Annotated in this window: 10 protein-coding genes and 1 pseudogene; 7 read left to right on the top strand and 4 right to left on the bottom strand. The window is 72.4% G+C overall.

Annotation, left to right across the window (positions count from 1 at the left end):
- Positions 1-155: 155 nt before the first annotated feature.
- Positions 156-593: a VOC family protein gene (locus ACGFYY_RS19775; RefSeq protein ID WP_393710906.1), complete on the top strand. Its 438-nt coding sequence runs from the start codon at positions 156-158 to the stop codon at positions 591-593.
- A gap of 576 nt (positions 594-1,169) precedes the next feature.
- Here the strand turns inward: ACGFYY_RS19775 and ACGFYY_RS19770 are convergent.
- Together ACGFYY_RS19770 and ACGFYY_RS19765 are read right to left on the bottom strand one after the other, a co-directional pair.
- On the bottom strand, positions 1,170-1,856 hold the full coding sequence (locus ACGFYY_RS19770) for an HAD family acid phosphatase (protein WP_393710904.1): 687 nt from the start codon (positions 1,854-1,856) through the stop codon (positions 1,170-1,172).
- Between the two features lie 113 nt (positions 1,857-1,969).
- Positions 1,970-2,866 (bottom strand): hypothetical protein, encoded by an 897-nt coding sequence (locus ACGFYY_RS19765; protein WP_393710902.1) that lies wholly within the window; start codon positions 2,864-2,866, stop codon positions 1,970-1,972.
- A 176-nt stretch (positions 2,867-3,042) separates the two neighbouring features.
- On the opposite strand from ACGFYY_RS19765, the gene ACGFYY_RS19760 reads away from it, so the two are divergent.
- The gene (locus tag ACGFYY_RS19760; protein WP_393710939.1) at positions 3,043-3,795 is read left to right on the top strand and encodes a S1 family peptidase; all 753 of its coding nucleotides are present in this window, start codon (positions 3,043-3,045) and stop codon (positions 3,793-3,795) included.
- A gap of 64 nt (positions 3,796-3,859) precedes the next feature.
- A pseudogene (locus tag ACGFYY_RS19755) lies at positions 3,860-4,123 on the top strand (response regulator); the annotation flags it as partial.
- 160 nt (positions 4,124-4,283) lie between these two features.
- On the opposite strand, the gene ACGFYY_RS19750 reads toward ACGFYY_RS19755, so the two are convergent.
- Together ACGFYY_RS19750 and ACGFYY_RS19745 are read right to left on the bottom strand one after the other, a co-directional pair.
- Entirely contained in the window at positions 4,284-4,622 is a 339-nt protein-coding gene (locus ACGFYY_RS19750) for a transcriptional regulator (RefSeq protein ID WP_365280839.1), read from the bottom strand.
- Positions 4,619-5,038, bottom strand: a complete 420-nt coding sequence (locus ACGFYY_RS19745; protein WP_393710899.1) for a hypothetical protein — start codon at positions 5,036-5,038, stop codon at positions 4,619-4,621. Before ACGFYY_RS19745 ends, ACGFYY_RS19750 begins: the two co-directional genes overlap by 4 nt.
- 145 nt (positions 5,039-5,183) lie before the next feature.
- On the opposite strand from ACGFYY_RS19745, the gene ACGFYY_RS19740 reads away from it, so the two are divergent.
- From ACGFYY_RS19740 to ACGFYY_RS19725, 4 genes are all read left to right on the top strand, one after another.
- Positions 5,184-5,540 carry a chorismate mutase gene (locus ACGFYY_RS19740; protein WP_393710897.1) on the top strand — a complete coding sequence of 119 codons (357 nt, stop codon included), beginning with the start codon at positions 5,184-5,186 and terminating at the stop codon, positions 5,538-5,540.
- Positions 5,541-5,581: 41 nt separating this feature from the next.
- Positions 5,582-8,119 (top strand): aminopeptidase N, encoded by a 2,538-nt coding sequence (gene pepN / locus ACGFYY_RS19735; protein WP_393710895.1) that lies wholly within the window; start codon positions 5,582-5,584, stop codon positions 8,117-8,119.
- A gap of 621 nt (positions 8,120-8,740) precedes the next feature.
- Positions 8,741-10,147 (top strand): pyridoxal phosphate-dependent decarboxylase family protein, encoded by a 1,407-nt coding sequence (locus ACGFYY_RS19730; RefSeq protein ID WP_393710893.1) that lies wholly within the window; start codon positions 8,741-8,743, stop codon positions 10,145-10,147.
- Complete coding sequence (locus tag ACGFYY_RS19725) at positions 10,144-11,553, top strand: SidA/IucD/PvdA family monooxygenase (protein ID WP_365280854.1); 1,410 nt, start codon at positions 10,144-10,146, stop codon at positions 11,551-11,553. The genes ACGFYY_RS19730 and ACGFYY_RS19725 overlap by 4 nt, the downstream gene beginning before the upstream one ends.
- Positions 11,554-11,697: the final 144 nt, after the last annotated feature.

Here is an 11,697-nt window from a genome sequence, read left to right as displayed (position 1 = left end):
TCGCTACGACAAGACCGCCACCGCCTACCAGGCAGCCCTCCACCTCGCGGCCATCCACATCTGGGCCGCGAGGTGATCGCTAAGAAACGGCCTAGGGTGCTGGTCCCGGAGCACCGGCAGGACCGGGACGAGAACGAGAGAGACAGGACCCAGCGATGGCCATCACACCGAGCCCGCAGAAGATCACCACGTTTCTGATGTTCGAGGGGCGGGCGGAGGAGGCGATGACCTTCTACCTCTCGCTGTTCGACGACGCCGAGGTACTGGGCATCAGCCGCTACGGCGCCGACGACGCCGGGGGCGGCGAGGAGGGCAAGGTGCGCCACGCCTCCTTCTCCCTGGCCGGGCAGACGCTGATGTGCATCGACAGTTCGGTCAAGCACGAGTTCGGCTTCACGCCCGCCGTGTCGCTCTACGTCCAGTGCGACAGCGCGGCCGAGATCGAACGCCTCTACGGAGCCCTCGCCGAGCAGGGCACCGAGCTGATGCCGCTGGGCTCGTACGGATTCAGTGCCCGGTTCGGCTGGGTGAACGACCGGTTCGGTGTCTCCTGGCAGCTGAACCTGCTGGACGAGGCGGGCACGGAGGTCTGAACGCCGGGACCGGGACACCGCGGAGGTGGAGCTCGACGGGACCGTGCACACCGTGCCCTGGGTCGCCGGCATCCCTGCTGCTGCCGGGTCGTCGAGGGCGGGGTGGAGATGAAGCGCGACGAGGTCCTGGACGAGGCGGGACCTCGCCGAGGGCTACGTCCTGGCCTGCCAGGCGCTGCGGACCGGCGCCGACCGGGTGCGCATCCCCTACGAGGGCTGAAAAACGGCGCGGCACGGAAGCGGGCCCGGCCCCCTGGCGAGGGGTCGGGCCCGAGTCTTCAGCGGTGCGATGTCCTATGACTACCCGCTACATCCACGCGCTGAACCGCAACCAGCCCATCATGTTGTCCATTTCCTGTTCCGAGACCGTCGACCGCGGGTCCTGGGGCCGCGCGGCCGCCGGCCGCGAGGTGACCGTGGGCGCCCGGGGCGGGGTGGTGCCGGCCTCGGGCGGCTTCTCGCACGACCAGGAACCGCGCGAGAAGCACCTGCCGCACCCCACGTCCACGGCCTGGACGCACGCCTCGGAGGGGCAGACCGGCGACGCCTTGCGGTGCCCGCGTCACCGCTCCCGGGTCAGGAGAGCTTGCCGTTGTAGTCCGGCAGCTTGACGGTGCGCTCCGCGTGACCGCCGACGAGGTCGGTCGGGCTGTTGCCGATGTTGGCGATGATCGTGTAGCCGCGCGCCTCGATCTCCGCCCGCTTGCCCGTCTTGTACGCGCTGACCTCCTCGAACAGGTCGGGCAGGTCACGGACGTAGAGCCCCGAGACCGGGTAGCCCACGGCCTTGAGGTTGTGCTCGGTGAGGGACTGGATGATCCCAGGGCGGGCGGTGACGAAGAAGATCGCGACACCGCGCGCGTGCGCGTACTGGGTCAGCGCGCGGACCTTGCTGATCGCGGGCGTCGGGAAGGTCCAGAACCAGTGGAAGTCCGTCTCCAACGAGGTGTTGTCGATGTCCAGGACCAGGGCGGGCTTCTCCCCGGCGGGCGAGGCGGCGATGCGCGCCTCGATGGCGGGCCGGGCCGCGTCGATCACGGCGGCGACGTCCCGTTGCCAGGTGGCGTAGTCGATGCCGAGGATCGCGGCGTTGCCGCCGGGCGCGGAGGCGGCCGGGGCGGCCGACGGCGCGGACACGGGCGCCGGCGCCGGGACGGGCGCGGCCTGGGCGGCGGTGGCCGGAACCAGTGTCAGGACGGCGGCGGCCGCGGCCACGCCGACGGCGGCGGTACGGGGCATGCGGGTGCGGCGGGTGCTGCGCATGGGGGGCGCTCCCTCGGTCACGGGATTGGCATGTACGTGACCAGAGTTGGCGAGAACCGACCCCCTGTCTACTGGCCGGTAGGAAACTTTTCGTGGCCGCGTGATGAATGGATCTACGTGGTGCAGTCGAGGACGGTGCGACACAGCCCGCACCGGGCCCGCAGCCGCCCGCGCACCGGCACCCGCAGCCGCTGCGCGCACACCGGGCACGGGAAGCTCACTCGCAACTCGGCGCCGCTGCGGTCCTGTTCGAAGCGGTACGTCGATGCGTCGACGGGACCCACCCCGGCCCGCCGCGCCTTCGCGTACCGCCGCCGCGCCAGTGGCCCGGCGGCCGTCAGCGGGGCCCGGTGGTGGTCGCGCTCGGCCCGCGCGCGCCCGCGCACGTACGCCTCGTACGCCTGGGGGCTGGTGAACCAGGCGGCCGGATCCTCGCCGAACAGGGCGGCACGCTTGGCCAGCACGTAGCCGAACTCCTCCGGCGTCAGGTAGCCGAACCGCTGGTGGGTCAGCGCGTCCTCGCGGTAGGCGTCCAGGAGCAGCCAGCCCGCCCCCAGGTACGTGGCGGCGGTGTCGGTGAGGATCTCGTTCTCCGCGGTCCCCGGGAAACGCAGGTCCAGTCGGTGCAGCAGGACATGGGCCACCTCGTGGGCGAGGGCGGCCGCCAGGTCCCGGCGGTGGGTCCGGAAACGGTCGTTGACCTCGATGAAGTACTCCGGACCCGCGGCGAGTTCCACGGTGGCCGCCTGCTCCATCTCGCGGAAGGAGACCACCATGCGCGCGTCCGGCAACCGGAGCGCCCGCACCGTCGCGGCGGCCACCCGCTGCGCGCCCAGGTGGAGGTCGTCGGCCGCGTCGAAGGCGGCGTCCACGGGGGCGAAGCTCGTGTCGTAGGCGCGGATCCCGTCGGCCGACAGTCGGCGGAACAGCGCGGTGATCGAGGCGCGCACGGTCGCCAGATGCGGAAATCCGTGCTCGACGGGCCCGCTCCGCGCCCGGTTCTGCGTCATCGAGCCCTCCTTACCGCAATCCCTGCCGCTGGGGCGGGAGTTGGCCGAAATTGCCTTCTTGATGTCCGCCGCACGCCTGTTGTGTCATGGACCCGTCATTCACCCGATGACGCGCACGCACAGCCCAACCCCCCACGAAAGGCAGTGTGTTGACTGTGACCACCCTTGTGCGGTTGATGAAGCGCACCCTCGCCGTCGGCGCCGTCGCCCTCGCCGCCGTCAGCCTCCAGCCCGGCACCGCCAGCGCCGGCCCGGCACCCGTCGTCGGCGGCACCCGCGCCGCCCAGGGCGAGTTCCCCTTCATGGTGCGCCTCTCCATGGGCTGCGGCGGCGCCCTCTACACCCAGCAGATCGTCCTCACCGCCGCCCACTGTGTGAGCGGCTCCGGCAACAACACCTCCATCACCGCCACCGCCGGAGTCGTCGACCTCAACAGCTCCAGCGCCATCAAGGTCAAGTCCACCAAGGTCCTCCAGGCCCCCGGCTACAACGGCAAGGGCAAGGACTGGGCCCTCATCAAGCTCGCCAAGCCCATCAACCTGCCCACCCTCAAGATCGCCGACACCAAGGCCTACGACAGCGGCACCTTCACCGTCGCCGGCTGGGGCGCCACCCGCGAGGGCGGCGGCCAGCAGCGCTACCTGATGAAGGCCACCGTCCCGTTCGTCTCCGACGCCGGCTGCAAGGCCGCGTACGGCAACGATCTCGTCCCCAGCGAGGAGATCTGCGCCGGCCTGCCCCAAGGCGGCGTCGACACCTGCCAGGGCGACTCCGGCGGCCCCATGTTCCGCCGCGACAACAACAACGCCTGGATCCAGGTCGGCATAGTCAGCTGGGGCGAAGGCTGCGCCCGCCCGAACTACCCCGGCGTCTACACCGAGGTCTCCACCTTCGCCGCCGCGATCAAGAGCGCCGCGGCCGGCATGTAGCTCCCTCCGCCCGTCCCCCTCGCCCTTCCGGCCGGTCACGCGCCGACCGGAAGGGCGAGACCCCGTGCGAGCCCGGGGCGGGCGGCGCGCGGTGATCGGAGGGGTCGTCGCGGACGCCCAGGAGGCGGTCAGGGCCGGATCCCGGACGATCCTCGACGCCCGCATGCCCGAACGCGACGGCCTCGACGTCACCCGCCGCCCGAACGGCAGACCCGACCCGCCCCGCATCGTCATCGTCACCACCCTCGACCTCGACGAGCACGTCCACGCGGCGCTCCACGGCGGAGCGTCCGGCTTCCTCCCGAAGGACGCGACCCAGGCCCTGATGGTTGAAGCGGCCCGAAAGGGCCCCGCGCACCCCTCCCGGGCCCGAGGCCGGCCCCGTCGGCGCGGTCGAGGCGCGGAGCCCCGGGAAGCCCCGGCGCAGCCGACCCGCCCCGGCGCACCCGGCGCGTCACGGCCACCCTCCCGCTCCGGCAGCCGGGGGGCTAGCCCAGCGCGATGGCCCGCAGAGCCGCCAGATGCCGCTCGTAGACCGACCGGCCCTCGGAGGTCAGCGAGAGCCAGGTGCGCGGACGCCGCCCGACCCTGCCCTTGCGGACCTCGACCCAGCCCGCCTCCTCCAGCGCCGCGACCTGCTTGGACAGCACCGAGTCCGAGACCTCGACCAGGTCCCGTACGAAACCGAAATCGGCCTTGTCCAGCGGAACCAGCGCCGCCACCACCGACAGCCGTACGGGCGCGTTCAGCAGCGGCGCGAGGTCGTGCCGCGGATGCCCGCCCCGCTTCGCACCCGCCCCCGCGTCCACACCCGGTTCGTCCGTCACACCGCACCTCGCCTCTCGGTCCACGCACCGACGGCCGGCGGCAGCGCACACACCAGCGCGGCCACCGCCGCGAACGCCACCCCGTGGCCGAACGCCGCGGTGCCCACCGTGATCGTCAGGGCGAACAGCGTCGCCCAGGACCCCATCATCACCCCGTGCTTCACCCCGAACCCCCGTCGCATCACGCGCTGCCGCATCGCGTACACGCTCAGCCCGGTCACCAGCAGCGCGTTGGTCACCGCGAACACCACCGCCGAGACCGGCCCGTGCCACAGCACGGCCATCGGTACGAGCACCAGCTGCCCGGCCGCGAACACCCACAGATAACGCGCGTACCAGCCACTGCGCAGCCGTGCCGCCTGCTCCAGACCGGCCGCCCGCCCCAACGCCCCGACCGCCTTCGCCGCATCCCGCATGGTTCCCCCTCGCTCGCAACGGATGACCGTCCCCAGTCGATTTCCACTATGGCGACTACTTTCCAATTCGGCAAGTAGTCGGTCGGCGTCTCACAGGCCGACTGCCCGAGGAAGCGACGGCCATGGCCACGTATTCTCGGGAACCATGAACATCAGCGACCTCGACAACGGCACCGGCACGGGCGCGGGCGACGACGCCGCAGGCATCGACGAGAGCGTCACCGCCGAACTCGCCCGCCTGCGCGACAGCATCGACAACATCGACGCCGCCGTCGTCCACATGCTCGCCGAACGCTTCAAGTGCACCCAGCAGGTCGGCCACCTCAAGGCCAGGCACCAGCTGCCCCCCGCCGACCCGGGCCGCGAAGCCAGCCAGATCGCCCGCCTGCGCCAGCTCGCCGAGAACGCCAAACTCGACCCCGCGTTCGCCGAGAAGCTCCTCAACTTCATCATCGCCGAGGTCATCCGCCACCACGAGACGATCGCCGCGGGCGAAGAGTAAAGGACCGGGGTCCGGCCGCCCTCTGGGGCAGCATGGGCCCCATGTCCGCACTGACGCGCAACGAAGCGCAGCTCCGAGCCCAGCTCCTCGACGTCCAGCACTACGCCGTCACCCTCGACCTCACCGGCGACGACGAAACGTTCGACTCCACCACCGTCGTCCGGTTCACGGCCCGCACCGCCGCAGACACCTTCATCGAGCTGAAGCCCGTCGAACTGCGCTCCGCCACCCTCGACGGCAACCCCCTCGACCCGGCAGCCCTCGCCGACGACCGCCTCCCCCTCACCGGCCTCACCGAAGGCCCCCACGAACTGCGCCTCGACACCCGGATGCGCTACTCCCGCACCGGCGAGGGCCTGCACCGCTTCACCGACCCCGCCGACGGACAGACGTACGTCTACAGCCAGATGTTCCTGGACGACGTCCAGCGGGTCTTCCCCGCCTTCGACCAGCCCGACCTCAAGGCCGTCTTCGAATTCACCGTCACCGCCCCCGCCCACTGGACCGTCCTCGCCAACGGCATCACCACCCGCACCGCCGCCGCCCCCGACGGCAGCGGCGCCGCCATCTGGCAGTCCGCCCCCACCCCCCTCATCTCCACCTACCTCGCCGCCGTCGCCGCCGGCCCCTGGCACAGCATCCGCACCGAACACGCCGGACTGCCCTTCGGCATCCACTGCCGCCAGTCCCTCGCACCCCACATGGACGTCGACGCCGAGGAAATCCTCTCCGTCACCAAGGACTGCTTCGACCGGTACCAGGAGAAGTTCACCGAGCCCTACCCCTTCGACTCCTACGACCAGGCCTTCGTACCCGAGTTCAACGCAGGCGCCATGGAGAACCCCGGACTCGTCACCTTCCGCGACGAATTCATCTTCCGCTCCGCCGTCACCGACACCGAACGCCAGTCACGCGCCATGGTCATCGCCCACGAGATGGCCCACATGTGGTTCGGCGACCTCGTCACCCTCGCCTGGTTCGACGACATCTGGCTCAACGAGTCCTTCGCCGAATACATGGGCTACCAGACCCTCACCGAAGCGACCCGCTTCACCGACACCTGGACCGACTTCGGCGTCACCCGCAAGCCCTGGGGCTACGACGCCGACCAGCGCCCCTCCACCCACCCCGTCGCCCCCACCCCCGAGGACGTCCCCGACACCGCCTCCGCCCTCCTCAACTTCGACGGCATCTCCTACGCCAAGGGCGCCTCCGCCCTGCGCCAACTCGTCGCCTGGCTCGGCGAGAAGGACTTCCTGGCCGGCATCAACACCCACTTCGCCCGCCACAAGTTCGCCAACGCCTCCCTCGCCGACTTCATCGACTCCCTCGCCGCCCACACCGAACGCGACGTCCGCGCCTGGGCCGACATCTGGCTGCGCACCACCGGCATCGACACCCTCACCCCGCGCGTCGAGGAGTCCGAGGGCCACCCCGACACCGCAGCCGGGTGGACCCTCGCCGTCGACCGCCGAGGCAGCCGCCCCCACCACATCGCCGTCGGCGTCTACGACCGCGACCCCGCCGACGACCGCTTCCTCGAACTGCGTGAACTCCTCGACCTCGACATCCCCTCCGACGAGATCATCTCGGTGACCGGGGCCCGCCCCGCCCTCCTCGTCCTCAACGACGTCGACCTCACCTACGCCAAGGTCCGCCTCGACGAAACCTCCCTCGAAACGACCCTGCGCAGCCTCTCCGGCATCCCCGACGCCCTCACCCGCGCCGTCGTCTGGAACGCCCTGCGCGACATGGTCCGCGACGGCGAACTCGACCCCCACGACTTCCTGGCCACCGCCTCCGCACACCTGCCCGAGGAGGACGACCTGGCCATCGTCCAAGGCGTCCTCGCCTTCGCCCGCACCCAGGTCGCCGTCCGCTACCTCGCCCCCGAACAGCAGTCCGCCGCGCTCGCCACCCTCACCACCATCGCCCGCGACCTGCTCCGGCGCACCGAGGACGGATCCGAACCCGGCATGCGGCTGACCGCCGTACGCACCCTCGTCGACAGCGCCACCCAGCCCGACACCATCGCCGCCTGGCTCACCGACGACACCGTCCCCGGCGGCCCCGCCCTCGATCCCGAACTGCGCTGGCGCATCCTCGGCCGCCTCGCCGTCCTCGGAGCCGTCGGCGAGAGCGAGATCGACGCCGCCCTCGCCGCCGACACCAGCGCCACCGGCCAGGAAGGCGCCGCCCGCTGCCGCGCCGCCCTCCCCACCCCCGAGGCCAAGGCCGCCGCCTGGGACCGCCTCTTCCACGACGACAGTCTCTCCAACTACCTCTTCAGCGCCACCGCCCAGGGCTTCTGGCAGCCCGAGCAGACCGAACTGCTCACGCCGTACGTCACCCGCTACTACCCGGAGGCCGTCGCCCTCGGCGACCGCCGCGGCCCGGCCATCGGCGAAGCCGCCGGCCGCTGGGCGTTCCCCGCGTACGCGATCGACGAGTCCAACCTGCAGGCCGGCCACACCTGCCTCCAGAACCCGGACATCCTCCCCCTCCTGCGCCGCAAACTGGTCGACCAACTCGACGACCTGGCCCGCGCCCTGAAGGTCCGCTCCGGCCCGAAGAACTAGCCGCGAACCGAAAACCGGGTGCCGGAGGCCGGGGGAGCCAAGGCCGGGGACGGGGCGGGGTGTCGTCCGGGACGTAAAACGTGATGTGTTGGCGCAAAAACGGCCCGTAACGCGGCACCACCGCCAGGGCGCCATAAATCATGCAGTCCCGGACGACACCCCGCCCCCGCCCCGGCCCCCGGCCCCGCCCCCCCCCCCCCCCCCCCCCCCCCCCCCCCCCCCCCCGGCCCGGGCCCCGGCCCCCACCACCGCCCCCCGGCTCCGGCCCCACTGCACCCCGGCCCCCACCACCGCCCCCCCGGCTCCGGCCCCACTGCACCCCGGCCCCCACCCCGCTCCGGGCCAAGTCACACCGGCACACTCGCACCGGCAACGCTCCCGCCGAGCTACCCGCAGGGCACCGGCCGAGCCGCCCGCAGGGCACCCGGCCGCCCGCAGGGCACCGGTCGACCGACCGACTCCGGACAAACCCCGGCGGTTACCCCATTCGGGTCTGATCGTTGTACCGGTCGGGGCGGTGCCCGCCGCGCAACGGCCCGCACCGCACCGCCCCGCCCCGCAACGGCCCGGCCGAACCCGCCGAGCCCGGCCGAACCGGCCGCCCGGCCCCGGAGGACCCCGATGACCGCGCCGCCCGGCACCCGCGCACCCGCGCCACCCCCGCTCGCCGGAGGCCCCACCGGCGCCACCGCCCTGCGCCCCCTCCTCGACACCGTTCTCGACGCCCTCACCACCGGCGCCGAAGCCCGCCACGGCCCGCTCCCCGCCGGCGGCCCCGCCGCCGTCACCGCCCGCGTCCACGCCGCACTCGGCGAAGCCGGCGTACTCCCCGCCCACGGCACCGGCGCCCACGAAGCCCTCCGCACCCTCGTGCACACCCTCGCCGCGGGCGCCGCCGACCCCGCCGACCCGCTGTGCGTCGCCCACCTGCACTGCCCACCGCTCGCCGTCGCGGCCGCCGCCGACCTCGCCGCCGGCGCCCTGAACCCCTCCCTCGACTCCTGGGACCAGGCCCCCGCCGCCTCCGCCCTCGAAGCCCTCCTCACCCGCACCCTCGCCGCCGAGTTCTACGACACCCCCCACCCCGACGCCCTCGTCACCACCGGCGGCACCGAAGCCAACCAACTCGCCGTGCTCCTCGCCCGCGAACGCCACGGACCCGCCCTCACCGTCCTCCACGGAGCCAACGCCCACCACTCCGTCCCCCGCGCCGCCTGGCTCCTCGGCCTGCCCCCGGCCACCGAACTCCCCACCCCCACCGGCGTACTCGACCCCGCCCACCTCGCCGAGGCCCTCGCCACCACCCCCGGCCCCACCCTCGTCACCGCCACCGCCGGCACCACCGACGCAGGCCTCATCGACCCGATCCACCGCATCGCCGACCTCTGCGACCGCTACGGCGCCGACCTCCACATCGACGCCGCGTACGGCGGCCTCCTCGCCCTCAGCCCCCGCCACCGCGACCGGCTCGCCGGACTCGACCGCGCCCACTCGATCACCGTCGACCTGCACAAACTCGGCTGGCAGCCCGTCGCCGCAGGCATCCTCGCCGTCCCCGACACCACCCTCCTCGCCCCCCTCTCCCACCAGGCCGACTACCTCAACGCCACCGACGACACCGAAGCCGGCCTGCCCGACCTCCTCGGCCGCTCCCTCCGCACCACCCGCCGCCCCGACGCCCTCAAGATCGCCACCACCCTCCGGGCCCTCGGCCGCGACGGCCTCGCCGCACTCGTCGACCGCACCATCGACACCGCACACCACCTCGCCCGACTCCTCGACGCCCACCCCGGCTTCGAACTCCACGCACCCCCCACCCTCACCACCGTCCTCTTCCGGCCCACCCACGCCGACGACGACCACCTCGCCACCCTGCGACGCACCCTCCTGCACCAAGGCCGCGCCGTCCTCGGCCGCACCCACGCCGACGGCCGCCTGTGGCTCAAAGCCACCCTGCTCAACCCGCACACCACAGCGGGGGACCTGGACCAGCTCATCTCCCTCCTGGAAGGCAGCACCCACCGATGACCGCCCAGCTCGACGCCCCGTACGACCTCGTCGGAATCGGGATCGGCCCCTTCAACCTGTCCCTCGCCGCACTCGCCGAAGGCCTCCCCCGACAAGGCGCCGGCGAACTCGCCACCGCCTTCTACGACCAGCGCCGCGACTTCCGCTGGCACCCCGGACTCCTCATCGAAGGCGCCACCCTCCAGGTCCCCTTCCTCGCCGACCTCGTCACCCTCGCCGACCCGGCCAGCCCCTGGAGCTTCCTCAGCTACCTCAAGCACAAGGAACGGCTCTTCCCCTTCTACTTCGCCGAGCAGTTCCACATCCACCGCGCCGAGTACGACGCCTACTGCCGCTGGGTCGCCGGCCGCGTCCCCGGACTCCACTTCGGCCACCAGGTCGACGCCGTCCGCTGGAACCCCGAACGCGACCTCTTCGAAGTCGACTTCACCCAACTCGACGCCACCGGCGAAGCCGAAGCCCTCGGCCGTACCTACACCCGTCACCTCGCCCTCGGCATCGGCACCGCCCCCTACGTCCCCGAACCCCTGCGCCCCCTCGCCGACGCCCCCACCGTCCCCGTCATCCACTCCGCCGACTACCTCGACAACCGCCGACGCATCCTCGGCGCCGAACACGTCACCGTCATCGGATCGGGCCAGTCCGGCGCCGAGGTCTTCCTCGACCTCCTCCGCGCCCGCCCCGTAGGCCGCGAACGCCTCACCTGGCTCGCCCGCACCCCCTCCTTCGCCCCCATGGAGTACTCCAAGCTCGGCCTCGAACACTTCACCCCCGACTACACCCGCTACTTCCACTCCCTCCCCGAACCCGTACGCGACCACCTCGTCCCCGCCCAATGGCAACTCCACAAGGGCATCGACGCCGACACCATCGCCGCCATCCACGCCGAGCTCTACCGCCGGACCCTCCACGGAGGCTGGCCCGACACCGTCCTCACCCCCGGAGTCAGCGTCCGCACCGCCGGCCGCGTCGCCACCACCAAGGTCGAACTCCACCTCGAACACACCGAGCAGGGCACCCGCTCCCGCCTCACCACCGACGCCGTCGTCCTCGCCACCGGCTACCAGGAACGCCCCCTCGGAAGCCTCCTCGCAGGCCTCGACCCCTACCTGCGCAAGGACTCCTCAGGCCGCCCCCGCATCGACGACCGCTACCGGATGATCGTCGACCCCGCCGTCACCGGCAGCATCTTCGTCCAGAACGGCGAACGCCACACCCACGGTGTCGGCGCCCCCGACCTCGGCCTCGCCGCCTGGCGCAGCGCCGCCATCCTCAACACCCTCACCGGCAAAGAGCCCTACCCCCAGCCGGACCGCACCGCCTTCACCACCTTCGGCCTCGACCAGCGGCAACCCACCCGCCCCCGCCCGGCGGGCGAACTCCGCCCGCTCGTCGACCACCCCTGAGCCCCCGAGAGGCCCTGCCGCCCGACGACCGAACCCCCGGATCCGCCTCGCCGTCCCACGCGCCGAGGGAGCGGGAGCGTTCCCGGTACAACTATCCGCACCGGTCGAACGTCCCTTCTGTCGAAGAAACGTTTCCAGGGGGTT

This window comes from Streptomyces sp. NPDC048331, from assembly GCF_043201215.1.
Classification (GTDB): domain Bacteria; phylum Actinomycetota; class Actinomycetes; order Streptomycetales; family Streptomycetaceae; genus Streptomyces.
Note: the sequence above shows the minus strand (reverse complement) of the source record. Positions and strands in the feature narration are given on the sequence as shown.